This window comes from Massilia sp. BAP21 (genome assembly GCF_057801335.1).
Map to the genome: position 1 here is coordinate 4,855,884 of NZ_CM173596.1, position 22,820 is coordinate 4,878,703.

The 22,820-nt window shown below is 62.3% G+C and carries 24 protein-coding genes; 15 read left to right on the top strand and 9 right to left on the bottom strand.

The features are described from left to right. Window positions 1–8 precede the first annotated feature (8 nt). Together ACWYRN_RS21410 and ACWYRN_RS21415 are read right to left on the bottom strand one after the other, a co-directional pair. Window positions 9–683 carry a PEP-CTERM sorting domain-containing protein gene (locus ACWYRN_RS21410; RefSeq protein WP_488689748.1) on the bottom strand — a complete coding sequence of 225 codons (675 nt, stop codon included), beginning with the start codon at window positions 681–683 and terminating at the stop codon, window positions 9–11. A 612-nt stretch (window positions 684–1,295) separates the two neighbouring features. Then, complete coding sequence (locus ACWYRN_RS21415; RefSeq protein ID WP_488689749.1) at window positions 1,296–1,652, bottom strand: DUF305 domain-containing protein; 357 nt, start codon at window positions 1,650–1,652, stop codon at window positions 1,296–1,298. Window positions 1,653–2,426: 774 nt separating this feature from the next. Here ACWYRN_RS21415 and ACWYRN_RS21420 point away from each other — a divergent pair. The 9 genes from ACWYRN_RS21420 (at window position 2,427) to ACWYRN_RS21460 (ending at window position 9,812) form a co-directional block, all read left to right on the top strand. Next, window positions 2,427–2,750 carry a hypothetical protein gene (locus ACWYRN_RS21420; protein WP_290423381.1) on the top strand — a complete coding sequence of 108 codons (324 nt, stop codon included), beginning with the start codon at window positions 2,427–2,429 and terminating at the stop codon, window positions 2,748–2,750. 14 nt (window positions 2,751–2,764) lie between these two features. Next, window positions 2,765–4,180 (top strand): TolC family protein, encoded by a 1,416-nt coding sequence (locus ACWYRN_RS21425; protein ID WP_488689750.1) that lies wholly within the window; start codon window positions 2,765–2,767, stop codon window positions 4,178–4,180. 18 nt (window positions 4,181–4,198) lie between these two features. Next, window positions 4,199–5,590 (top strand): multicopper oxidase family protein, encoded by a 1,392-nt coding sequence (locus tag ACWYRN_RS21430; protein ID WP_488689751.1) that lies wholly within the window; start codon window positions 4,199–4,201, stop codon window positions 5,588–5,590. 23 nt (window positions 5,591–5,613) lie between these two features. Then, window positions 5,614–6,057 (top strand): DUF411 domain-containing protein, encoded by a 444-nt coding sequence (locus tag ACWYRN_RS21435; RefSeq protein WP_488689752.1) that lies wholly within the window; start codon window positions 5,614–5,616, stop codon window positions 6,055–6,057. A 24-nt stretch (window positions 6,058–6,081) separates the two neighbouring features. Beyond that, the gene (locus ACWYRN_RS21440) at window positions 6,082–6,438 is read left to right on the top strand and encodes a copper-binding protein (RefSeq protein ID WP_488689753.1); all 357 of its coding nucleotides are present in this window, start codon (window positions 6,082–6,084) and stop codon (window positions 6,436–6,438) included. Between the two features lie 64 nt (window positions 6,439–6,502). Continuing rightward, entirely contained in the window at window positions 6,503–6,868 is a 366-nt protein-coding gene (gene copC / locus ACWYRN_RS21445) for a copper homeostasis periplasmic binding protein CopC (protein WP_290423386.1), read from the top strand. After that, window positions 6,869–7,810, top strand: coding sequence for a copper resistance D family protein (locus tag ACWYRN_RS21450; protein WP_313176843.1), 942 nt, complete (start codon window positions 6,869–6,871; stop codon window positions 7,808–7,810). A gap of 26 nt (window positions 7,811–7,836) precedes the next feature. Beyond that, a complete protein-coding gene (locus ACWYRN_RS21455) occupies window positions 7,837–8,280 on the top strand; it encodes a YybH family protein (protein WP_488689755.1) in 444 nt (147 codons plus the stop codon). A gap of 236 nt (window positions 8,281–8,516) precedes the next feature. Next, complete coding sequence (locus ACWYRN_RS21460; RefSeq protein WP_290423389.1) at window positions 8,517–9,812, top strand: type II restriction endonuclease; 1,296 nt, start codon at window positions 8,517–8,519, stop codon at window positions 9,810–9,812. 13 nt (window positions 9,813–9,825) lie between these two features. Here the strand turns inward: ACWYRN_RS21460 and ACWYRN_RS21465 are convergent, their stop codons facing one another. The 7 genes from ACWYRN_RS21465 to ACWYRN_RS21495 form a co-directional block, all read right to left on the bottom strand. Beyond that, window positions 9,826–10,491 (bottom strand): c-type cytochrome, encoded by a 666-nt coding sequence (locus ACWYRN_RS21465; protein ID WP_313178605.1) that lies wholly within the window; start codon window positions 10,489–10,491, stop codon window positions 9,826–9,828. Window positions 10,492–10,747: 256 nt separating this feature from the next. After that, window positions 10,748–11,080: a four-helix bundle copper-binding protein gene (locus tag ACWYRN_RS21470; protein ID WP_290423391.1), complete on the bottom strand. Its 333-nt coding sequence runs from the start codon at window positions 11,078–11,080 to the stop codon at window positions 10,748–10,750. Between the two features lie 81 nt (window positions 11,081–11,161). Then, window positions 11,162–12,091: a copper resistance protein B gene (locus ACWYRN_RS21475; protein WP_290423392.1), complete on the bottom strand. Its 930-nt coding sequence runs from the start codon at window positions 12,089–12,091 to the stop codon at window positions 11,162–11,164. 434 nt (window positions 12,092–12,525) lie between these two features. Then, entirely contained in the window at window positions 12,526–14,367 is a 1,842-nt protein-coding gene (locus ACWYRN_RS21480) for a copper resistance system multicopper oxidase (RefSeq protein ID WP_290423393.1), read from the bottom strand. A gap of 246 nt (window positions 14,368–14,613) precedes the next feature. Continuing rightward, window positions 14,614–15,027, bottom strand: a complete 414-nt coding sequence (locus ACWYRN_RS21485; protein ID WP_313178294.1) for a hypothetical protein — start codon at window positions 15,025–15,027, stop codon at window positions 14,614–14,616. Between the two features lie 184 nt (window positions 15,028–15,211). Continuing rightward, window positions 15,212–16,588: a heavy metal sensor histidine kinase gene (locus tag ACWYRN_RS21490; protein ID WP_290423395.1), complete on the bottom strand. Its 1,377-nt coding sequence runs from the start codon at window positions 16,586–16,588 to the stop codon at window positions 15,212–15,214. Beyond that, window positions 16,585–17,259 (bottom strand): heavy metal response regulator transcription factor, encoded by a 675-nt coding sequence (locus ACWYRN_RS21495; RefSeq protein ID WP_290423396.1) that lies wholly within the window; start codon window positions 17,257–17,259, stop codon window positions 16,585–16,587. Before ACWYRN_RS21495 ends, ACWYRN_RS21490 begins: the two co-directional genes overlap by 4 nt. 243 nt (window positions 17,260–17,502) lie before the next feature. Between ACWYRN_RS21495 and ACWYRN_RS21500 the strand changes: the two genes are divergently transcribed. The 6 genes from ACWYRN_RS21500 (at window position 17,503) to ACWYRN_RS21525 (ending at window position 22,673) form a co-directional block, all read left to right on the top strand. After that, a complete protein-coding gene (locus ACWYRN_RS21500; RefSeq protein ID WP_488689759.1) occupies window positions 17,503–19,935 on the top strand; it encodes a heavy metal translocating P-type ATPase in 2,433 nt (810 codons plus the stop codon). A gap of 384 nt (window positions 19,936–20,319) precedes the next feature. Next, on the top strand, window positions 20,320–20,697 hold the full coding sequence (locus ACWYRN_RS21505) for a CzcE family metal-binding protein (RefSeq protein ID WP_290423398.1): 378 nt from the start codon (window positions 20,320–20,322) through the stop codon (window positions 20,695–20,697). Between the two features lie 59 nt (window positions 20,698–20,756). Then, window positions 20,757–20,825 carry a CopK family periplasmic copper-binding protein gene (locus ACWYRN_RS21510; protein WP_488692862.1) on the top strand — a complete coding sequence of 23 codons (69 nt, stop codon included), beginning with the start codon at window positions 20,757–20,759 and terminating at the stop codon, window positions 20,823–20,825. Between the two features lie 94 nt (window positions 20,826–20,919). After that, a complete protein-coding gene (locus ACWYRN_RS21515; protein WP_488689762.1) occupies window positions 20,920–21,285 on the top strand; it encodes a copper-binding protein in 366 nt (121 codons plus the stop codon). Window positions 21,286–21,369: 84 nt separating this feature from the next. Continuing rightward, window positions 21,370–21,735 (top strand): copper homeostasis periplasmic binding protein CopC, encoded by a 366-nt coding sequence (copC, locus tag ACWYRN_RS21520; RefSeq protein WP_488689764.1) that lies wholly within the window; start codon window positions 21,370–21,372, stop codon window positions 21,733–21,735. Further along, on the top strand, window positions 21,735–22,673 hold the full coding sequence (locus ACWYRN_RS21525; RefSeq protein WP_290423401.1) for a copper resistance D family protein: 939 nt from the start codon (window positions 21,735–21,737) through the stop codon (window positions 22,671–22,673). Before copC (ACWYRN_RS21520) ends, ACWYRN_RS21525 begins: the two co-directional genes overlap by 1 nt. Window positions 22,674–22,820 lie beyond the last annotated feature (147 nt).

Below are 22,820 nucleotides of genomic sequence, written 5' to 3' on the forward strand. Positions count from 1 at the left end.
GGTCTTGCTCATGCGCGGTACCGCCGCGCCCGGCGCGCAAACGCTGCTGCAGCCAAACCTGTCAGCAGGATCGCGTGGGAGGATGGTTCGGGGACTGGCACGACACTGTCACGGGTCGCCAGGACGACATTGTTTGCCGTCGCCCAGTAGACGTTGCCTTGCTCGCTGATCGTACGCAGTGTGATTTCGGTGAGCGCCGTGGTCGAAATGAATCCGAAGAACGCGCTCAGGGCCGAGCCGTCGAGGGTGTAAGCGATCCTATCGGCGCCGCTGGCGGCTGTAAGCTCGATGGTGCGGCCGGGCACGAACGCACCGTAGGCGTCGGTTGCAAAGAAGCTGCCCCCAAAGGCGAAGACATTCGGCGCAAATCCGCGAAAAGTGAGCGCATCGCTTGCCACCGTCGACGTCAGGAAGGTGTCGCCGTTAAATGTCGCCGGATAGAAGCCGGCATCGCTCGGGCCTGCAGTGACGCGGTAACTGTAGGAGCCTGCCGTGCGCTGCAGCTCGCCTTCGATCTGGCTCGCCTCGAGGTCCTCAAAGTCGTCGGTGCCGGACGTGGTCGTCGCGGCACCGAACGCCGCCCGGTCGTAGACGAGAATAATGTCGGCATACGCCGGCGTGGCTATCGGTAGAACAAGCGCGGCAATGACTGCCGCACCAGGAAGAAAATGGTTGCGCTTCATGTAACCCCCCATTGATTGTGAGTTTTCTTGGACGAACACGTTCGCGCCGGCGTACCAAAGCACGTCAGCCGTGTGTTGTCGAGGTCATGGCGTGGTGGCGCGCCGCCGGGTTATGCATGGTCCATTTCAGGCAGGCGACGGCGCTGTCGCTCAGGGCCGCGGAGGGGGATCGGGAACAGCAGGGGTATGCGAGGAGAAACTTGTAATCGGCTTGGTCCAGTCCTGAAGCTCAGGGGCCGGTGATGCCAAGTCCGTCACGGCCGGCAGCGGGGCGAACGGAACCATGAACTTTGCGCAGCATTGAGCAGTCGACGCACAGCAGCATTCGTCACCATCGGACGCCTGGGCATCGCCCATCTCGGCGCATGCTTCTGTCTGGGAGTGGTGTCCGACGTCAAGCATGGAGCAGGTGACTGCTGCGTTGGCGTACCCGTGGTACCCAACCATCAGACAAAGCAAATACATCACCAGTGTGCGTAGCGCAGCCATGCAAAAACTCTAACAGTACTGGGGAAGATGGCGTGCACGATACCGGCTGGAAATCGGTGCTCGTACGTTTCGGGAGCTGGGAATGCAGCGCAGCTGACCTGCCGCGCTGCCGGGACGAATTGCTTATTTTCCAGATGCCTGATGCTTGGCCAGCCAATCGTCGAGCTTCTTGATTTCCTTGGTCTGATCGGAAACGATCTTCTTGGCCATCTGCTTGAGTTTCGCGTCCTTGCCCTTCTCGAGCTCAGCGCGGGCCATGTCGATACCGGCCTGGTGGTGCGAGCGCATCATCATCGCAAAATCATGATCGTGGTCGCCAGTCATGGGCATGGACGACATTTTCTGGTGCATCTCGTCCATGGTCTTCATCATGTCGTGGCCGCCACCGGCATGTTGTTGCGCCCCGGCGGCAGGAGCACTACCGTGCTGCGCGTGGCTATTTTGCGCGAGCGTATTTCCCGCAACGCCGAATACGAGCATGAGGCTGCCGGGCTGCACAGACGATTCGTGACTGGATCTTTTTCATTTTCAACTCCTCTTCGTTGTCAAGATTCCGCGCAGCAGTTGCGCCACGCGTCCTGGCCCGATCATCGTCCCAGTCGGCCCGTCCCTGCTGTGCGGTACCACACGTTGAGACGACATGCAGGCCGACATACCGGTCCGCTGCCTCACTTTGGCCAGGCTTAAAGCTGTTCGAAACAGAAAAAGGGATGCTATACTCATCCAATCTATGAACCGTACGCTCACGACATTTCTGGTTTGGCTCCTGATGGCCGTGCTTCCGCTCCACGCGGTCGCCGCTGCCGCCAGCATGTCGTGCGTGCCAGCCAATCAGCCAGCGAAAGTAGTTGCCATGGCCGACCATGCGTCACACCTGACGCTGGATGACGCGCATGCCCACCACGGCGGGCACGCGGCAGCAAAAGCGACTGCGGTTTCCGGCGACGATGGACATCATGCTGAGGCGAAAAAGTCCGGCCACTCATCGTGCAGCGCATGCTCGGCATTGTGTGCAGGAGCGGCTGCGCCTCCCTCATTTTCCCTTCCCCTTCCCGCTTTTGACGGGTCCGAGCCGGTGATCGTGCCTCGCGCCGATTTCGTAGCCGGTTTCATTCCCGACGGCCTCCAACGCCCTCCCCGGCAATAAATCCGCCTGATCGACCAGGACACCCGCTGGCGCCAGATTGCCGCGACGGTCTGTCCTGAGCTCCGGTGCGCGCCTGCGCACCCTGTTACCGATTTTGAGGATTGACAATGAAACTCAAGCTGTGGGTTGCCTTTGGCACCCTGCTCGCTGCTGCGCTTGGAGCACAGGCCCAGCAGAACTCCCGTACGCCCGACCCGGCCGATCCATCCGTCCCCGTGCCGGCCACCGCTTACGCTTCGGCCATGAGCGGCTATACGCCGGCCATGAAAGACGGCGCGCCGTCACCCGACAAGTCCTGGCGCGCCGCCAACGATGCCGTGGGCGGCCAGAGTGCGCATACGGGTCACCAATCGCCTGCTCCCGCCGCCGCTGAGGCGCCGCGCCGTACCGAGCCCGCGGCGGCGTCCACCGAACACCACAAGCATCACTGAGGCGAGATCGAATAATGACAACGAAACAAATTGCGCCGGCCCTGCGCACGGTCGCGATCGCCGCCATCGCCCTTACGCTGAGCGGCTGCGCGACCTTCTCCAAGGACGGTGGCCTGGACGCCGTTTCATCGATGACCACCGAGCGCATCGGCCAGGATATTCGCCTGCAGCGCCCGGCGAGTAGCGATGCCACCGCGCAGCCTGAACTGGCTGAACTGTTGAAACAGCCGTTGTCCGCCGACGGCGCCGTGCGCGTGGCCTTACTCAACAACCAGGGTTTGCGCGCATCCTTGCTGGAGCTGGGCGTAGCCGAAGCGGACCTCGTGCAGGCAGGCCGCATGGCCAACCCGTCCTTCAGCTTCGGCCGGATGTCCGGCGGCGGGGAGACCGAGATCGAACGCAGCGTCATGTTCGATCTCGTAGGCTTGCTCACCATCCCACTACGCCGCGATATCGAGTCGCGCCGTTTCGAAGGCGCCAAGCTGGTTGCGGCGACCGACGCTGTACGCCTGGCCGCTGATACGCGCAAGGCCTGGTTCAATGCAGTGGCGGCTGCGCAGTCGGCGAAGTATGCGGAGCAGGTGCGCGAGGCCGCGCAGGCGAGCGCCGAGCTCGCGACGCGCATGGCCAAGGTAGGTAACCTGAGTGCGCTGGACCAGGCGCGCGAGCAGGCCTTCTCCGCCGAGGCGACCGCCCAGCTCGCCCGTGCACGCCACAACGCCACCGCGGCACGCGAGCAGCTGACCCGGCTGTTGGGCGTATGGGGCACGAACGCCGCCTTCCAGCTCCCCGACCGGCTGCCCGAACTGCCGGGTGCGCCGCGCGAACCGGCGAACATCGAGGCGCTTGCGATGCAGCAGCGCCTGGATGTTCAGCTGGCCAAACTGAACGCCCACGCGACGGCGCGCGCCCTTGGCCTGACGAAGGCGACGCGCTTCGTCAACGTGCTCGACGCCGGCTACGTCAACTCGAGCAAATCCGGCTCTCCGCGCGAGAACGGCTACGAGATCGAGCTTGCGTTGCCGCTCTTTGACTGGGGCGGCGCGCGCACGGCAAAGGCTGAGGCGCTCTACATGCAAGCCGTCCAGCGCACGGCCGATACCGCCATTACGGCCCGCTCCCAGGTGCGCGAAGCCTATTCGGCCTACCGCACGAGCTACGACGTGGCCCGGCACTACCGGGACGAGATCGTGCCGCTCCGGAAAAAGATCTCGGAAGAGACCCTGCTGCGTTACAACGGCATGCTCATGAGCGTATTCGAGCTGCTCGCCGACGCCCGGGCACAAATCAACGGGGTGAATGCAGCCATCGAAGCGCAGCGCGACTACTGGATGGCCGACACCGACCTGCAGGCCGCCATCAATGGTTCCGGCGGCTCGACGCTCAGCCTGGCTGGCGCCGCCGCTCCCGAGGCGGCCGCCGAACATTAATCAAGGATTGAATAAATAATGAGTTCTCGTCGAAATTTTTTCACCGGTGCCGCAGCGCTGGTCGGCGCCGGTCTGGTGAGCCGAGCCGGCGCCGCCACGCTGCCCGAAGCGCCCGTCATGACCAGCGCGGCCACCCAGCCGCCGCCTCCGCCACCAAATGGTCGACCCTACAATCCGGTCGTCACCCTGAACGGCTGGTCGCTTCCCTGGCGCATGAACAACGGGGTCAAGGAGTTCCACCTGATCGCCGAGCCGGTCGTGCGCGAGATCGCACCGGGCATGAAGGCGAACTTGTGGGGCTACAACGGCCAGAGCCCGGGGCCGACAATTGAGGTGGTCGAGGGCGACCGCGTGCGCATTTTCGTCACCAACCGCCTGCCCGAGCAAACCAGCATCCACTGGCACGGCCAGCGCCTGCCGAACGGCATGGACGGCGTCACCGGCCTGAACCAGCCGGGCATCCAGCCCGGCAAGACCTTTGTGTACGAGTTCGTCGCCCGCCGCCCCGGCACCTTCATGTACCACCCGCATGCGGACGAGATGGTGCAGATGGCGATGGGCATGATGGGCTTCTGGGTCACGCACCCGAAGAACCCGGCGCAGCATGCGGTGGACCGCGACTTCGTGTTCCTGTTGAACGCCTATGACATCGAGCCGGGCAGCTACACGCCGCGGGTCAACGAGATGACCGACTTCAATCTCTGGACGATCAACAGCCGCGCCTTCCCGGGCGTCGACTCGATGAACGTGCGCCAGGGCGACCGCGTGCGCATCCGCGCCGGCAACCTGACGATGACGAACCACCCGATCCACCTGCACGGCCACGAGTTCGAGGTCACCGGCACCGACGGCGGCTGGACCCGGCCGGAGTCGCGCTGGCCCGAGGTGACGACCGACGTCGCGGTCGGCCAGATGCGCGCGATCGAGTTCATCGCCGACGAGCCGGGCGACTGGGCCTTCCACTGCCACAAGTCGCACCACACGATGAACGCGATGGGACACGACGTGCCGAACATGATCGGTGTCGACCACCGCGGTGTGGCCGAGAAGATCACCAAGCTCGTCCCCGACTACATGGTGATGGGCGAGAAAGGCGGCTCGATGGGCGAAATGGAAATGCCGATTCCGGACAACACGCTGCCGATGATGACCGGACAGGGCCCCTTCGGCGGCGTCGAGATGGGCGGCATGTTCACCGTGCTGAAAGTACGCAAGGACCAGAAGCGCGGCGACTACAGCAACCCGGGTTGGTACAAGCACCCGGTCGGCACTGTTGCCTACGAATGGAAGGGCGAGGCCCCCACCGCCGTTCGCAGCCAACAGGCAGGCGGCCAGGCGATGCCTGCAGCGAAGCGGCCGGAGGTCGAAGTGACAGTCCGTAAACCCCAGGGCCACCAGGGCCACCACTGACACCAGAGAAGGAGAAGCACACGATGATCAATAGACTCGTTTCGGGCGCAGCCCTCGCCGCCGCCCTGTCCGTGCCAGTACTGGCAATCGCAGCCGCCCCGGTGATCGACGTCTACAAAAACGAATCCTGCGGCTGCTGCGCGGCCTGGGTCGACCACCTGAAGGCCAATGGCTTCACGCCCCGCGTGGCGAACGTTGCCAATCCGTCGGACTACCGCGAACGTGGCGGCATTCCCAACGCGCTCGGGTCCTGCCACACCGCGATGATCCAGGGCTACGCGATCGAAGGCCATGTGCCCGCGGCCGACATCAAGCGGCTGCTCGCACAAAAACCCAAGGCTAAGGGATTGGCCGTGCCCGCCATGCCGCTCGGCTCGCCCGGCATGGAAGGCCCGCGCAAGGATCCGTACGACGTCCTGCTGGTGCAGGCCAATGGCAAGACTGCTGTTTTCAAGCACTACAACTGACCACCCCTAACTGGAGGAACCCCAATGAACGCATTCTCGAAACTGACCCTGTCCATCGTGATGGCCGCCGCAAGCACGGTAGCCCTGGCCCAGGAAAGCACCCACGCCGGACACGGCTCGCATGGCGCCCACGCCGGCCATGCAGCATCCGCGCCGGCCGAGCTGATCGAGGGCGAAGTAAAAAAGATCGACCAGGATGCCGAGAAAATCACGCTCCGTCACGGTGAAATCAAGAACCTCAACATGCCCGCGATGACGATGGTCCTGCGAGTCAAGGATCCGGCAATGCTCACGCAGGTCAAGGTCGGTGACAAGGTCAGGTTCGCTGCCGACCGCGCCAACGGTGCCGTGACCATCGTCCAGCTGGAAAAAGCACAGTAATCAAGCGCTTGTCCGTCCATCACGTCCCCGCGCTGGCACAGGCGGGGCAACAAGGAGAAATCATATGAGCATCAAGAATCTGCTTGTCGCCGCAGGTGCGGCTATCGCCACCGTTGCTGCCCCTGCTGCGCTGGCCCATGCCAAGCTGTTGGGCTCGCAACCCGCGGCCGACAGCGTCGTCAGCCCGGCACCAGCGCAAGTGCGCCTGCGATTTAACGAGCCCCTCGAACTGCCCTTCAGCAAGGTCAAGCTGGTCGACGAGAAAGGCGCAGTGGTCGAGGCAGCGAAGGTGGCCGCGGATCCGGCCGACGCCAAAGCCCTGATCGCCACCACGCCAGGCTTGCACGCCGGAGTCTATCGTGTGCAGTGGACCACGGTTACGCGCGATGGCCATAAGGTCAAGGGCGAATTTTCGTTCCGGGTGAAATAAGTGGAGGCGGATCTCGTTCTGGCCCAGCGCGCCGTTACAGTGATCCTGAACCTGTCGCTCGTCGTACTCGTCGGCACCAGCGCAGCGATGTTCTGGCTGCGCACCAGGGCGTCGCCATGGGCGGCCTCCGCCCTTCCGCGGTTGTGCACCGCGCTGCTGACAGCCAGCGGCACGGCGATCCTGGCCTACCTGGCCATCCTGTGGGTCGAAGCGGCATCGATGGCCGAGGTTCCCTTGCCCGAGGCGCTGCCTGCGGTGCGATCCGTCCTCACCGGCACGCACTTCGGATTGGCCTGGCTGATCGGTGCGGTTGCGCTCCTCGCGACGGCAGTGGTCTCGGCTACGCCACTGCGCATCCAGTCGCGCTTGCCGGCATCCGTCGTCCGCATCGTAGCAATCGGCGTGCTCCTCTACAGCCGCAGCATGGCCAGCCACGCCGGCGCCGGCGGCGACTTCACCTGGTCCGTCGCCGTCGACTGGGTGCACCTGGTCTTGATCAGCATCTGGGTAGGCGAAGTGATCGTCGCGGGCCTGATCAGCTTGCGGCAGCTGCCCGCGAATACCGCCGAGAGCCGCTCCGATTGCGCGGCTTACATCGAGGCGCTTTCAGGCAGCGCAACCGTCGCTCTGGTCGGCATTTTCGTGACAGGGGCGATCAGCACGTGGCGCGTGCTGGAGGTTCCTGAAAATCTGCTCGGCAACCCGTACGGGACGACCCTGATCATCAAGGTCGGTCTCGTTCTGGCCGCAGCAGCGCTTGGCGGCATCAACCGGTTCGTTGTCATGCCATCTCTGCTGCGGGCGCTGACTCAGACGAGCGATGCGGCACGCGAAGCAAGCGGCCGTTTTGCGCGCATCCTCCAGGTTGAGGCGATTCTCCTGATCGCTGTGCTCCTTGCCGCGGCCATCCTGACCTCGACGTCGCCACCGATGGCGTCCTGAACAAAAACCAATTAGAAGGAGAAAACATGTTCAAAAAATCCCTGGCACTTGCCGCCCTCGCTACCGCGCTGCTTGGCGTGCACGCAAGCGGCTCTGCCGCATCGCCGACAGACGCCGTTGCCGCTTTCCACCACGCACTCACCACCGGCGACAAGGACAAGGCCCTTTCGCTCCTGTCGCCGGAGATCGCCATCTACGAAGCAGGATACGTCGAGCGCTCGCGCGACGAATATGCCGGCCACCACCTGGGCGGCGATATGGAGTTCGCGAAGACCGCTACGCGCAAGGTTCTCAAGCAGTCGGAACGTGTCGACGGTAACACCGCCGTGGTCTGGGCCGAGACCGAAACGACGGGTACATCGCGTGGCAAGCCGTTGCATGTCTTCGGTACCGAAACGGCCGTCCTCGAAAAAAAGGCTGGCGACTGGGCGATCGTTCACATTCACTGGTCCTCTCGCAAAGCCAAGTAAGTCCTTCACGCAGCAATAGATTTGAAGTTTTTTGCTGCCGTTGGCGGCCGGCAGGGCCGCCAATTTTCTGCCGTTCTGGCACTCATGAGGTACTTGTTGGTGCTGAGCTATATGCCCACTTTGCGCATCACTGCGATGGGCCGGATTTTGGTTGGGAGTCAGCGCCGCTTATCCGTTTCTCAGTCACTTTCCAAGCTACAATAATTGCGCACTTCTTCCAACTCTTGAGGACACAGATGGACCTATTGACGATGCCCGCCACGCAACAGCAGCGATCGCTGATCGAGCAGTGGAAGGCAGATCCCGAAGGGACCTACCGCTCGTGGTTTCTATGGGATCAAAGGTTGAAGAACTTCCGCTCGATTCGGCGGGGGTTGCAGGAAGTGGTCCGCGAGATTCGTGATGGTGTATTTGGCGTCGCATACCGGGGTTCTTCGCTTGAAACAGTAGTGCACTCCATCGCGGAGCAGCGTCAGATATTCAAAGGCGCAGATCATGCCTTCCTCTGGAAACCGAAATTGCGTATTCCGGATATTTACGAAGACCGGAACAACCAGCTCGCCTTTGGACGCTTCCTGGACACGTGCCTTTGCTGCCAGAGTGAAGCCGAGCTCGTCGAGGCGGTGCGTGTGCTGGACGCACGCCAGATCAAAGGCCTCGGGCCCGCTTGTGCCAATCTGCTCTACTTCCTCCACCCGACATTTGTGCCACCCAACAATACTGCGATCGTTAAGGGTTTCAATGAATTTTTCGGCGCGAAGGTTAAACTCGGCCGTTGGACCGAGTACCTCGCCATGCGCGAGCGCCTTATCGAATTCAATGCGACGCATCGCAACGTGCTGTCCAATGATCTGGGCGCTGTGGCCGGATTTATGTTCGATATCGGCACTGGTCGCTATAGCCCTGGAAGCGGGACCGGGGTTTCGCTCGACTGGAAGGTCGATCTCGAGAAGGCGCACGAAGGAAACGCTGCGGCATCCAACGCCCGCAAGCTTGCCGCAGAAACAGACCGGACCCATACGGAGGTCCAAGGCTGGTTACGCGATCTGGGCTTGGCTCTCGGATACCAGGTCTGGATCGCAAGTAATGACAAAGGACGCGCCTACGGTGATGGCAAGCTGGCCGACGGCTGCCTGAGCGAATTGCCGAAAGCGATCCGTACAAGCTCCGCATCCGACACTGTCAGTCTCATTGATGTGCTATGGATCGATCGGAGCACTGACAGGATCACGCTGGCATTCGAGGTCGAGCACAGCACTAGTATCTATTCGGGAATCGTGCGGATGCTCGACCTTGCCCTTGGGGTTCCCGACCACGACGGCTCGACATTTTTCTTGGTCGCCCCCGACGCGAGGGAGAGCGACGTACGCGCACAGTTCGCTCGTCCGGCATTTTCGCGCGTCAGCGAACTCGACGTGCGCTATATCGGCTATGGCGAACTGAGCAAACATCGGGAGGCCATCGCTCGTTTCGGCGACGGCCAAAAAGGCATCCTTGCTATTTCGAAGCCCCTGACCGCTGCGCCAGGATAGGTGTCGACACGCCTCAGTGCTGCTCGCCTTCCTTGTGCATATGACCGGGTCCGGTGGCAGCCGACGGCTTCGGGTTAGCGTCTTCGTGCTCCCCGTGCATGCTTTCTTCCATGCTGTGCGGCGTGTTTCCAGGGCTCGGGGCAGCGGCCCCTGCATGCGAGTGGCCGGCACTGCTTTGGACCAGTTCGCGATAAGCGGCTGCCTCCATTCCTGGAAGCTTCTTCAGGAAGGCAACAAGATTCCAGATATCCGGGTCGCCCATGCTTGTGCCCCAGGCAGGCATGCCGGACGCCTTGATGCCGTGCTTGATCGTCCAGAATGCCACCGCAGGATCGACATTGCTTTTCGCGAGCGCAGGCGGTGATGGGTACAGTCCACGGCTGAGCTCGGTTGGCCCCATTCCGGGAGCCAGATGGCACTGCGCACACATGGCTTGATAGTTGCCGGCACCTTTGACGATGGCTGCCCGGTCCTCCAGCGGCGGCACGCCGATTTTCGCGGCGCGAACCAGCACAGAACGCTCACGTGCGGTCTCGATCAGCGAAAATACGGGCCGTGAGTGCTTCACGTCGGCAGCGAAGTTATAAAATCCGAACCAAATGAAGATTGCCCCAAGCAGCAATAGCAGTACCCAGAGACCCGCATGAATAGCAAGGTTTCGGTTCCGTAACTGAGTCATTATCATACCTTTCCGTTTTATTTTTCTATCGTCGTCCTGGCCAGCTCCCGGCGGCGTGCAACGCAGCAGCAGGTCGAAGGGCCTGGCGTGGCACTGTCGGCCAGGCTCCCTGCGCGCCACATCGGCTTTATCGCGAAATAGCTGGAGAAGCTGAGTCGCCTCCCAGACCGACGCGCAGGCGTTCGTCAGGAAGCCCGACGAACGCCTGGGAATTCCGCCACTATGTCTGAGCAGCGGTTGAGCACGACACCGACGATCAGTGTGCGCCGGCCATGCGCCTGCACTCATCGGCGCACCGGCGGCAGGCGGCGGCACAATCCTGGCAGTGCTGCATCTGATGCTTTGCGCACTCGTCGGCGCACATGTCGCAGATCGCCGCGCACGCGGCGCAAACCGCTTTTGCAGCTTCGCTACCCCTTGCCATCATCGCTGCGGCCGCCCTGCACAGCTGCGCGCAATCGATATCGAGCGCAATGCAGCGAGCCATCATCTTGACGTCGTCTTCCTGCAGGCAGGCAGACGCGCACATGTCGCACGCGTCGGCGCAGTCGTTACAAGCTTTGATACAGGTTTCGTGTTGCTGGTGCATGATGTTCTCCTTGAGAGTTGGGTTATGTCTCGGTTTCAGGACATCTAGACGGTGTGGGGGACGGTTTATGGCCCATCCTCCCTAGAACCACAGGCGCACGCCGGCGACCGCCTGGACAATCCGCGGATTCCCGCCACGCTGCCGCGCGAAGTCAGCCGTCTCGCCAAATTGCCTGCTCCATGTCACGCCGATGTAAGGCGCGAACTTGCGGGTGATCTCATAGCGCAGACGCAGTCCCGCACTGACATCGGACAGGCCCGAGCCCGTTCCACGCTCCTCATCGACGCGGCTGTACAGGTTCGCCGACAGTTCCGGCTCGAGGATCAGGCGTGGCGTGAACAGCACTTCATACTTCGCGCTCAGCCGCGCCGCGATGCCGCTCCCGGAACGCCAGTAGGCCGTGGCCTCGGTCTCGAACCAATAAGGTGCCAGCCCTTGCACGCCAAAGGCCACCCAGTCACGGCTTCTTCCTTCCCCGGTGTCGTGGCGGACACCAAGTTGCGTGCTCCAGAACGTGGCGAAAGCACGATCCCATAGCAGCTCCGTGCGGGCCTCCTCAAGCGCGCCGCCGCGCCGCTCGCCTTCGGCTTTGATCCACAACTTGTTGTAGTCGTTGCCGTACCAGGCTTCGAGTTCGATGTTCTGGCCTCGCTCTCCGTCTCCTTTCGCAAACTCCGCCTTGTCAAGCAATACCCTCCCGAACGGGGCGTTGTCGTTCATTTCGTGATTGCCGAAATTGGCATGCCGTGTACCCTCGTTGTAGGCGTTCGGGTCACGCGCATCGGGTGGGGGGGACCCGCCTTGCATCGGGCCCATCTGCATCCCCTGACCACCGGTCATGGCGCCCCCCATGGCGGCGTGATCCATCGAACCGACAGGAACGGTGGCTTTCGAAGGTTGCGACGGCGCGTTCGCGTGCCCCATCGCCGAGTGGTCCATCTGTCCCATGCCCTGGCTCTGCGCTCCCGGGTTCGCTTGCGATGTTCCCTTCGACTGCTGCGGCTGGGACATCACGTGTCCAGCGTGGCTCTGGTCCGCTGACGACGACTGTGCGGCTGACGGGGCCTGGGGCTGGGTCGGTTGTGCTACCGGCTTGGCCTGCCCGGCCGCTGCCCCGTGCCCCATCGCAGCGTGATCCATGGCGGGCACGGCCGACTCCGGAGCAGGCTGGGGCACCGCTGCAGCGCTTCCACGTCCAGCATCGTCGGCGCGCTTTGGCGGAGCTTGCTTTTTCCGCACTGTTTGCTTGGGGGGCGGTGCTGGGGTTGCATGACCCATGGCTGCGTGATCCATTTCCGACATATCCTTGCCAGACGTGGGCTGCGCGCCTTCAGTAGACTGTGTCGATTGCGCCGACGGCCGGCTGCTGGATTGGGCCAGGGCGTGTGCCGATAAGGCGGCCGATAACGCGAGCGCCAGCTGAAGCGAAACTAACGGTGTTTTTTTCATGATACGACCACCTCCCTGAACATTCCTGCCTCCATGTGATAAAGCAAGTGGCAGTGATATGCCCAATGCCCTGGTGCATCGGCAGTAACCCGATACGTGATCCGCTGCGCCGGCTGGACGTTGATCGTGTGCTTGCGGACAAGGAACTCCCCGCTCTCCGATTCCAACTCGCTCCACATGCCGTGCAGGTGAATCGGGTGATTCATCATCGTGTCGTTGACCAGTACGATACGCAGCCGCTCGCCAAGCCGGAAATGGATCGGTAGCGCCTCCGAGAATTTCTGTCCGTCGAACGACCACATGAACCGCTCCATATTGCCCGTCAGATGCAGTTCGATCTCGCGCGTCGGTTCACGCGGGTCGACGGGTCCGCCGACAGTGCGCAGGTCGGCATAGGTCAGCACCCGCCGCCCGTTATTTCGCAGATTGACTCCAGGGTCATCCAGGTTCGTGCGAGGCATGTCGACGTGCATGTCGACGCCGGGACCATACTCTGTTCGTGCGTGAGTCACCTTCGGCATAGCAGTATTCTTCGCAGCGGTGCCCGAGCCCGGCTGTGCGTGACCGGCATGGTTTGCCGGAGGCATTGCATGCTGCATCTGGCCGTGGTCCATAGCGGCCGGTGGACCGGACCCATTCATCGCGTGGCCGCCGGCGGAAGATTCGGATCCATGCATGCCCGACATGGCCATGGCTCCCATCATGTCCGTCATCGTCAGCCACTGCGCCTCGTCCACTAGCGGCACGGCTGCCTGCATCCCCAGCCGCGGCGCAAGCGTGGCCCGCACAAAGCCGGATCGTCCGATCGACTGAGCGAAAATCGTATAGGCCTTGTCTTCGGCAGGCTCGACGATGACATCGTAGGTCTCGGCCACTGAAACCCTGATCTCGTCGACCGTAACGGGCTCCACATCCTGCCCGTCGGCGGAGACCACCGTCATCTTCAGGCCAGGAATACGCAGATCGAAGATCGTAGTCGCAGCGCCATTTATTATGCGTAGCCGCACCTTCTCTCCAGGGCGGAAAAGTCCGGTCCAATTCCCGTCCGCAGTGGCGCCGTTGATCAAGAACCGAAGTGCGCCGCTGATATTCCGGCTGGCCGTCACATCACTGAAGTCTGTGGGCATCATGCGCATCTGATTCCACATCTTGCGCTTTTCGACAGCAGCGGCGAAACCCATGCTTTTAATGTCGCTGACAAATTCGCCGAAGGTGGGCTGCTTGTTATTGAAGAAGTCACTCATCTTCTTCAGGTTCGCCATCACACGTTCCGGCTTCTCATCCGTCCAGTCGGACAGCATGACGACATGCTCGCGGTCTGCCGCCACGCGCTCGCCCGACTTCGGAACGATGACAATTGGTCCGTAGAGCCCAGACTGCTCCTGGAACGCTGAGTGGCTGTGGTACCAGTAGGTGCCGCTTTGCTTGACCTCGAAGCGATAAGTGAAGGTTTCTCCAGGTTTGATACCTGAGAAGCTCAGCCCGGGCACTCCATCCATGTCTGCCGGCAGCAAAATGCCGTGCCAGTGAATGGAGCTCACTGTGGGCAAACGGTTTGTGACCCGGATGGTGACGACGTCACCCTCCGTCCAGTAAAGGGTCGGCGCCGGCACTTGACCGTTAACTGCGGTTGCGATGCGCGGCGCTCCTGTGAAGTTGACCGGCGTCGGCCCGATCTCCAGGTCGAATGTGGTGCCGCGCAGTTCAGTGCGGTTGCTCTGCGCTGCAAAAAGCGACGCTGGGCTCAAGCCCGCCAACGCTGCAGTTGCGCCGAGTCCTTTCAACACACGACGACGCCATCGACTGACTTGTCGGTCCTTGATATCTAAAAATTCCATGCGACTTCTCCGAGAGTAAAGTTGCGCTGCACGGGCCCTTACGCGGCGCTCGACAGAACGAGCGCAAGAGCCAGGGGCAAAGCGCTCCCTGCCAAATGGCATGGCAGCCAAATAGCGTGGTCCCTGGCGGGGCGGTGACTTGTTAGGGAATGAGACCTCTCGGCCGCGACGACACTCATGCGCGCGAACGGTTCTGGCCCTTAGCTGATGCAGGACCACGTGACTACGAACCGAACAAGGTCTCGATCAGGCGGTCTTTGGAGGACGCTCGATACGGGCAGGTATATGCCCTTTAAAGGAGGACAGTGAAAACTGTCGAATGTCCTGCACTACTTCTTCGGCTGCAGTGAGGGCAATGCCCGGAGGCGGAGCATATGCTCCGATAGAACATCCTGCACAGAAAGCACACCCGACACGCTTGTGCTCACCAGCGCTGCCGCAATCTTCGTCCGAGTCGACACTCTGCATCGCGGTGCTGCCGGTTGCAACCATCGGTGCATGTGCAGCGTCATTTCCCATGTTCTGCAGTTGCGCTTGGTTCTCTCCGATATCGCTACCCATCCCTGAGTGATGGCTCATGCCACACTCAAACTTCGCGATCGCCGCGATGCTTTGCATCGGCAGGGATACGACGAGCAGACACCAGAAGAATAATTGCAACCGTTTTCGCATACTGACAATTTAGCACGATGTACAAGCACGCCGCACACGCTTCGCGTTGGTAGTTCACAGTAAAAAAATAGCCCGCCACAAGGCGCCTTACTCATCGCGTCGGCCCGCGATCAACAACGCGCGGGTGCGGGTGACGCTGTCCAAACCGGCGCACGCACAGCCGCACTTGAGCTCAAGCCGGCAACGTCAGTTCAAATTCGGTCACCCCGTCGCTGGACCGGGCCGAGGCGGCGCCGCCATGTGCGCGCAAGATGGATCGGGTGATCGCCAGTCCAAGCCCCGCCCCTTCCGCATCGCGGCGCCGCGCGGCATCAGCGCGGTAAAAGCGATCGAACAGGTGCGGCAGGTGCTGGGCATCGATCGTCTCGCCCGTGTTGCGCACCGTGATCGTCGTACCGCCGCCCGGCACGCTGGACAGGACCACCGAGATCGCTCCGGCGACCGGGGTGTGCCTGCATGCATTCGACAACAGGTTACCGATCGCCCTGCGCAGCATTAACCTGTCACCTGCGACGCTGGCCTGGCCGCTGACCGACACCACGATCGATTTTTCCTCGGCGAGGTTGCCGTAGAACTCCAGCATTGTCTCGACCTCCTCACGCAGATCGACCGGTTCCCGCTGCGGCACCATCAGATCGTTCTCGGCCTTCGCCAGGAACAGCATGTCCGAGATCGTGCGCGACAGCCGTTCGTACTCCTCCGCGTTGGAGGCCAGTGTGTCGCGGTATTGCGCCGCGCTCCTGGGTTGGGACAGCGTGACCTGGGTCTGGGTCAACAGGTTGCTGAGCGGGGTTCGCAGCTCATGTGCCAGGTCCGAGGAAAAATCGGACAGTCGCCTGAACGAACGCTCCAGCCTGGCAAGCATCTGGTTGAGGGCCACTGCGACCTCCGCCAGTTCCTGCGGCACCGAGTCCACCGGCACGCGCCAGTCCAGCCGCTCCGCGGTCAGGCGGGCGGCATCGCTCGTGATGGCGCGCAGCGGCGCCAGCCCACGCCGCGCCACCGCCCAGCCCATGAGTCCGGTGACGAAGGCGGCTAGCCCGACGGTCGCCCAAAGCGCGGCGCGGAACGATGACATGAAGTGCTGGTGGTGAACCAGGTCGGTGGCCAGCTCGACGAGCACCGGCGGGACCTGCATTCCGAGTGGCGCAGATCCCGCCAGTACCCGCAGTTCCCGCCCGTCAGCGGCGTGTACCAGTCCGGCTACGCCCCCTGGGTCGGTAGACACTCGCGGAAAGTCGGCATCGGGGCTGGCGTACAGTATCGTGCCGTCGGTGGCCCGGATTCGCAGCGACAGTTCGTGATCGCCAACGAATGCCGCTTCCACGCGCGGCGTGAGCGCCTGGAGGTCGGCCGCCGTATGCACCTGTCCCAAAACGTGTCTGGCGAGCTCGAGTTTTCCGCTCAGCATCTCCGTGTCGAGTTCGGCGAAATGGCGCTCGACGAGGTGGCCAACGACCATGCCGAGCACCATCAGCACGACGCCAGACGCCGAGGCAAACAGCAGCGTCAGGCGCAGTGTTACCGAGCGCGCACCCGGCAGCCTCACGGCGCCTCCAGCACGTAGCCCATCCCACGTACCGTCCGGATGAGCTTTTCCTCGAAAGCGTCGTCGACCTTCGCCCGGAGACGCCGGACCGCCACCTCGATCACGTTGGTATCGCTGTCGAAATTCATGTCCCACACCTGGGACGCGATCAGCGATCGTGGCAACACTTCTCCTTGGCGCCGCAGCAGCAATTCCAGCAAGGCGAATTCCTTCGCGGTCAGATCGATCTTGTGGCCGGCCCGGGTGACCCGACGGCGCAGCAGGTCGAGCTCCAGGTCGGCGGCGCGCAGCGACTCGGCTTCCTTGACCTTCGTGCCACGGCGTAGCAAGGTGCGCACGCGCGCCAGCAGTTCGGAGAACGCGAACGGCTTGACCAGGTAGTCGTCCGCGCCGAGCTCCAGCCCCTTGACGCGGTGGTCGACGTCGTCCTTTGCAGTCAGGAACATGACGGGCATGTCCTTCCCTGCCTGCCGGATCCCGCGCAGGATGTCCCATCCATTCATGCTGGGGAGCATGACATCCAGAATGGCCAGGTCGTAAGCCTGGGTCAGCGCAAGGTGTTGTCCATCGGCGCCGTCGCGCGCCAGATCGACCATAAAACCTGCCTCCATCAGCCCCTGACGCAGGTATTCACCGGTCTTGGGCTCGTCTTCGACTACAAGAATCTTCATGTATAGAACAGTTAACAAGAAAGTCCGACGATTTTGCCCTTCAAGAGCAGTTCTGTCGCAGACCTGACAGAAATGTAATCTCTGAGTAAGCATTCTGTCAGCCCCGCAGACGCTGCCAAGCTTTGCATTACCTGGATCATCGCAGCTACCCATCGCGCGGCGCATCTGATCCCGGCACGGTTACCGCTTGACCTTCCAATGGTTGGAAGCTTTATCCTGAAGACCTTGCTCATGGAGAGACCAATGAATACTGCTCTTAAACCAAATCCGGATCCGATTGACCTGACCTTCCAGATCGGCGGCATGACTTGCGCCTCGTGTGTCGCACGCGTCGAGCGCGCCTTGAAAGCCGTTCCCGGGGTGCGGGAGGCTTCACTCAACCTGGCCACGGAACGGGCGACGGTACGTGCCGATGCCGAAACGCGTGTCGAAACACTGTATGAAGCCGTGGAAAAAGCCGGCTACGAGGTGCCGGCTGCGGCCTTCAGCCTCTCGATCTCCGGCATGACCTGCGCCTCGTGCGTCACGCGAGTGGAGAAGGCGCTTCGAAAAGTGCCTGGGGTAGCCGAGGCATCGGTGAACCTTGCAACGGAAAAAGCCCAGGTAAGGGCGCGGGGCGGCGTCTCTCCCGATATGTTGATCGATGCTGTCACGAAAGCCGGGTATGAGGCCAGGATACCTGACGAGAGCCGGCCTGCTTCGGACGCCACTCCCGCCCTGCCCAGCTGGTGGCGCGTGGCCGCGTCCGCACTCCTGAGCCTGCCCTTGGTCGTACCGATGCTGGCCATGCCGTTCGGTCAGGACTGGGCCCTGCCCGGCTGGCTGCAACTGCTGCTGGCGACCCCGGTTCAATTCTGGCTCGGCGCGCGCTTCTACAAGGCTGGCTGGAAGGCACTGCGTGCAGGTGCCGGCAACATGGATCTGCTCGTGGCATTCGGTACCTCGGCTGCGTACGGGCTTTCGGTCTACCTGCTGTGGGCGCAGCACAGTCACGACGGTATGCAACACCTGTATTTCGAGTCGTCGGCTGTCATCATCACTTTGGTCCTCCTTGGCAAATGGCTGGAAGAGCGCGCCAAACACCAGACCGTGGGCGCGCTGCGCGCGCTCGAGTCCCTGCGTGCGATCAACGCGATCGTGCGACGCGATGGCGTCGACAAAGAAGTCCCGATCGCCGACGTCCGTCGCGGCGACTTTTTCATTGTCCGCCCCGGCGACCGCGTGCCTGTCGACGGGGTGATCGTCGAAGGGAGCAGTCACCTGGACGAATCGCTGCTGACCGGCGAAAGCCTTCCGGTCTCGAAATCCGTCGGCGACGCCGTTACCGGCGGTGCGGTGAATGCTGACGGCATGTTGATTGCAAGGGCAATCGCCGTTGGTGGCGAAACCATGCTCTCACGGATTATCAAGATGGTGGAAGACGCGCAAGCCGTCAAAGCGCCGATTCAACGACTCGTCGACAGGGTCAGCGCCGTCTTCGTTCCGGTAGTACTCGTCATCGCGGCGGTGACGTTTGTCGGATGGGGGCTCGCCAGCGGCGACTGGCAACAGGCGCTACTGAACGCGGTTGCGGTGATGGTGATCGCCTGCCCTTGCGCCCTTGGTCTGGCGACACCGACGTCGATCATGGTCGGCACCGGTGTCGCGGCCCGATACGGCATCCTCATCAAGGATGCCGAGGCACTGGAAACCGCCCATGCGGTCACCGTAGCCGCCTTCGACAAGACCGGAACGCTCACCGAAGGGAAACCTGCCGTGGTCGCCGTAAAAGGTGCGAGCCTGCCGGAGCGCGACCTCCTCGAACTGGCGCGCGCACTCCAGCAATATAGTGATCACCCGCTGGCGAAGGCGGTAGAGGCGGAAGCGTCCAATCGCGGTGTCGCGCTGCGCCCCGTATCCAATGCAAAAGCGCTGCCCGGGCGTGGTGTACAGGCCGATGTCGATGGCGCCACGGCTTACCTCGGCAACTCACGGCTGATGCAGGAACTTGGCGTTTCTCTGGGCGTGTTGGAAGGCGTCGCCGCTCATCACGAGAACGCCGGCCGCACCGTTTCCTGGCTGGTCGTAACGACAGCGGGCGGCCTGGAATTGTGCGGATTCCTCGCATTCGGCGACACAATCAAGCAAACCGCGAAGGATGCGCTCGCTCGGCTGCGTCATCTGCGGATACGCGCCGTCATGCTGACGGGCGATAATGCAGGCGCGGCAAGGGCCGTCGCGGAAGCAGTCGGCATCGACGATTTCAGGGCCGGCTTGCTCCCGGCCGACAAGGCGCGCGTCGTCAGCGAGCTCAAACAGAATGGCGAGACCGTCTGTTTCGTCGGCGATGGTATCAACGATGCTGTCGCCCTGGCCGCGGCAGACCTGGGAGTGGCGATGTCGACGGGCAGCGAAGTGGCGATCCATACCGCAGGCGTGACGTTGATGCGCGGCGACCCCTCGCTCGTCGCGGAATCGATTGATGTATCGAAGAAGACCTATCGAAAGATCAGGCAGAACCTGGGCTGGGCATTCGTGTACAACATCGTCGGGATACCGCTGGCGGCTTTCGGTTACCTGAGTCCCGTCATTGCCGGCGCTGCCATGGCATTGAGCAGCGTGAGTGTGGTGTCGAATTCACTGCTTCTGCGGCGCTGGAAACCGGAGTCGCTTGACGCAGGGCCAGCGGTAGACTGACTGCGCGATTACGGCCGCCCATTCGGCAGCGTCTGGAATTCCGAATGCCGCCGTCCGCAAACGGGGGCTTGTCCGGCAGGGCGCTATTTCAACCAGGCGTCGAATTTCTGGATGTCTTTCTGCTGCGGGTCGACGATCTTCCTAACCTGCGAAAGCGCGGTCTGCTGCAAGCCCTGACGCGACGTCGACCAGATCTGCCCGGGTGAGCGCGGATGTAGATCATCTGCCCTCTGCCACGCCGGCGCGGCCGCTCCTGACCGGACGATTACGAAAACGTAAGCTTCGAGTCACCTTCCTGTCGGCGTCGCATGCGTAATATGGCCTCCAACGCGGGACTTTTCCCGTTTCGCTAACAAGCAAGGCACGTCCCAACAGGAGAACCAGATGACCGCATACATCGCCAGGATCGCTTTCGCGACGCTATTCACCGGAACCGCAATGGCCGCCGGGCTGGCGCACGCCGAGCCGACGCCAGCGTCCGATCCGCAACTCACCGCTGCGCCGCAAGCGGCGCCGCCGGGCCGGCAGGCGCCGTTCGGATACGCAGTCGCTGGCGGCGCCAGCCGCACCATCACGATCGACCAGGAGACGCGGTACCTGAACGTGACCCGCCTCGAGGCCGTCGTGATCAATGCCGGCGGCAAGAGCGTGACCTGGAGTTTCGACACGCTCGACACGAGGTCCTTCCCACTCTCGCACATTCTGCCCGGCGCAGACAATCTCACGGTGTATGTGAGCGAGTCGCCACAGTATTTCAACTAGTTCTCGCTAATTGATGTCAGGAGTACGGCCGCGCGACCAGCATTGAAGAGGGTAAGGTCATGGTGACCGAGGACGGCCAGCGAATCACGATGCGCGGCAACGAAGTGCTCCGACTGAACGCTGTATGAAAGGAACACCTGGAGTAAGTTTCACACCCGCCGCGGCAAACGTCCTTGTACCTCTGTCGTAATCGGAAATTTTTCAATTTTTCTGGAGCCTTACATGATTCGTTTTTCCTCGCTTTTTTCCTCGCTTGTTGTATCGGCTGGTCTCGCCCTCGCAGCAAGCAGTGCATCCGCTCAAATGCAGATGAATGATCATGCCGGTCATAACGCAGGACCTTCCGAAACGCAGGGAGATTCCAACACACTGTCGACCGGTGAAGTGAAGAAGGTCGACAGGGACGCCGGCAAGCTGACGATCCAGCATGGCCCGCTGAATAACCTGAACATGCCAGCCATGACGATGGTGTTCAAGGTGCAGGATCCGGCCATGCCCGATCAGGTAAAGGCCGGCGATAACATCCGCTTCCGGGTTGAGCGCGTCAATGGCAGTTTGATCGTCACCAAACTTGAAGCGGCCAAGTAAAAGCCATGCCTTCCTTATCCGCAGGCTGACGGATCAGGAAGGCGACCATCTCCGCACTTGATTAAACTAACGAAAAGGAAAAGCATGTCCCTCAAACGCATTCTGGCCGTCACCACATTCGCCCTCGCATGCGCCGTCACCTCCTCGGCCTTCGCACACGCAAAACTGCAATCGTCCAATCCCGAAGCGGGCAGCACGTACGACACGGCACCAAAGCAGGTCCGCCTGAAGTTCAACGAAGCGCTCGAGCCCGCGTTCAGCAAGATCAAGGTGACCGGCCCACAGAACAACGACATCCCGGTCGCCGCCACAATCGTCGACAAGGCGGATCCCACCGTCATGACTGCTCCGCTGCCGGCGCTATCCACCGGCGAGTACCATATCCAGTGGTCGACGATGACGCACGACGGCCATAAGGCAAAGGGCGACGTTACGTTCAAGGTCAAGTGATGGGGCCGGGCCTGGAAACCGCCCAGCATCTTGTCACTGCCCTGCTGAACCTGGCCGTTGCCGTGCTCACGGGAGCGACCGCGTCCCGTTTGTGGCTTGCCGGCGATACATCGAAGTGGGCTGAAGTACGCGGCCAACCGATTCGCAAGGCTGCCGTCGCCAGCGCCTTCGTCGCACTGGTCGTTAGCGTCGTGTGGCTGTGGCTCGAATCGGCGGCGATGGCCGAAGTGCCGGTCGCCGAAGCGGGAGGCGCCACCTGGTCGATGCTGACCTCCACTCACCTCGGATACGCGTCCTCGATCGGCATCGCCGGATTGACAGTGGCCACCGCCGGGGCACTCCTCCGTGGTGTCCGAAGCACGCGCCCGGCGCTGCTGACCCTCCTGGGACTGGCCGCGTTCTGGTACACCCGCGGGATGATGAGCCACGCGGCAAGCGACGGCGACATCAGCGTGCGTCTGTTGATGGACTGGGTCCACCTTGGCCTGATCAGCCTGTGGGTCGGGGAAGTGGTCCTGTCCGGTGGCGTCATGTTGAGGACATCCAACAATATGACCGCAGCCGACAGGCGTGCGCGGGCCGCTTATGTAGCGTCCCTGTCCAGCTCGGCGACGGTTGCCCTGACTGGCATCTTCGTGACCGGTATCTACGCCGCCTGGCGCAGCCTGGGCGGGTTCAGCAACCTGGTCGGCAACCCCTACGGCAGTACGCTCATGGCCAAGCTGCTGCTCGTGGGGGCAGCGGCGATGCTGGGCGGTTTCAACCGCTTTTTTGTGATGCCGCCCTGGCTCGCGCGCGAGTCCACAGGTAACGCCACACCGGAGCACTTCCCGGCAAGGTTCAGGCGCATCCTGTGGATCGAAGCGCTGGTGCTACTGGCGGTCGTCGTGCTGGCGGCCTGGCTTGCATCGACCTCGCCCCCGGGCGAACAGATGTAATGCAAGCGGATAGTCGTTTCTGTTCTGACGCATGGCGGCCGACCGAAACAGGGCGGCCGCCGCCTTCCACACCGCGCTTGCCGCCGGCGACCAGGCAAAGGCAATTGCCCCCTAGCACCAGAAGCGCTGATCTACGAGGGTGGCCAC

What these genes read in the sequence shown, in the direction of transcription:
- ACWYRN_RS21410 (WP_488689748.1), bottom strand. Translation starts at nt 683, where the DNA reads ATGAAGCGCAACCATTTTCTTCCTGGTGCGGCAGTCATTGCCGCGCTT.
- ACWYRN_RS21415 (WP_488689749.1), bottom strand. Translation starts at nt 1,652, where the DNA reads ATGCTCGTATTCGGCGTTGCGGGAAATACGCTCGCGCAAAATAGCCAC.
- ACWYRN_RS21420 (WP_290423381.1), top strand. Translation starts at nt 2,427, where the DNA reads ATGAAACTCAAGCTGTGGGTTGCCTTTGGCACCCTGCTCGCTGCTGCG.
- ACWYRN_RS21425 (WP_488689750.1), top strand. Translation starts at nt 2,765, where the DNA reads ATGACAACGAAACAAATTGCGCCGGCCCTGCGCACGGTCGCGATCGCC.
- ACWYRN_RS21430 (WP_488689751.1), top strand. Translation starts at nt 4,199, where the DNA reads ATGAGTTCTCGTCGAAATTTTTTCACCGGTGCCGCAGCGCTGGTCGGC.
- ACWYRN_RS21435 (WP_488689752.1), top strand. Translation starts at nt 5,614, where the DNA reads ATGATCAATAGACTCGTTTCGGGCGCAGCCCTCGCCGCCGCCCTGTCC.
- ACWYRN_RS21440 (WP_488689753.1), top strand. Translation starts at nt 6,082, where the DNA reads ATGAACGCATTCTCGAAACTGACCCTGTCCATCGTGATGGCCGCCGCA.
- copC (WP_290423386.1), top strand. Translation starts at nt 6,503, where the DNA reads ATGAGCATCAAGAATCTGCTTGTCGCCGCAGGTGCGGCTATCGCCACC.
- ACWYRN_RS21455 (WP_488689755.1), top strand. Translation starts at nt 7,837, where the DNA reads ATGTTCAAAAAATCCCTGGCACTTGCCGCCCTCGCTACCGCGCTGCTT.
- ACWYRN_RS21460 (WP_290423389.1), top strand. Translation starts at nt 8,517, where the DNA reads ATGGACCTATTGACGATGCCCGCCACGCAACAGCAGCGATCGCTGATC.
- ACWYRN_RS21465 (WP_313178605.1), bottom strand. Translation starts at nt 10,491, where the DNA reads ATGACTCAGTTACGGAACCGAAACCTTGCTATTCATGCGGGTCTCTGG.
- ACWYRN_RS21470 (WP_290423391.1), bottom strand. Translation starts at nt 11,080, where the DNA reads ATGCACCAGCAACACGAAACCTGTATCAAAGCTTGTAACGACTGCGCC.
- ACWYRN_RS21475 (WP_290423392.1), bottom strand. Translation starts at nt 12,091, where the DNA reads ATGTCCCAGCCGCAGCAGTCGAAGGGAACATCGCAAGCGAACCCGGGA.
- ACWYRN_RS21480 (WP_290423393.1), bottom strand. Translation starts at nt 14,367, where the DNA reads ATGGAATTTTTAGATATCAAGGACCGACAAGTCAGTCGATGGCGTCGT.
- ACWYRN_RS21495 (WP_290423396.1), bottom strand. Translation starts at nt 17,259, where the DNA reads ATGAAGATTCTTGTAGTCGAAGACGAGCCCAAGACCGGTGAATACCTG.
- ACWYRN_RS21500 (WP_488689759.1), top strand. Translation starts at nt 17,503, where the DNA reads ATGAATACTGCTCTTAAACCAAATCCGGATCCGATTGACCTGACCTTC.
- ACWYRN_RS21505 (WP_290423398.1), top strand. Translation starts at nt 20,320, where the DNA reads ATGACCGCATACATCGCCAGGATCGCTTTCGCGACGCTATTCACCGGA.
- ACWYRN_RS21515 (WP_488689762.1), top strand. Translation starts at nt 20,920, where the DNA reads ATGATTCGTTTTTCCTCGCTTTTTTCCTCGCTTGTTGTATCGGCTGGT.
- copC (WP_488689764.1), top strand. Translation starts at nt 21,370, where the DNA reads ATGTCCCTCAAACGCATTCTGGCCGTCACCACATTCGCCCTCGCATGC.
- ACWYRN_RS21525 (WP_290423401.1), top strand. Translation starts at nt 21,735, where the DNA reads ATGGGGCCGGGCCTGGAAACCGCCCAGCATCTTGTCACTGCCCTGCTG.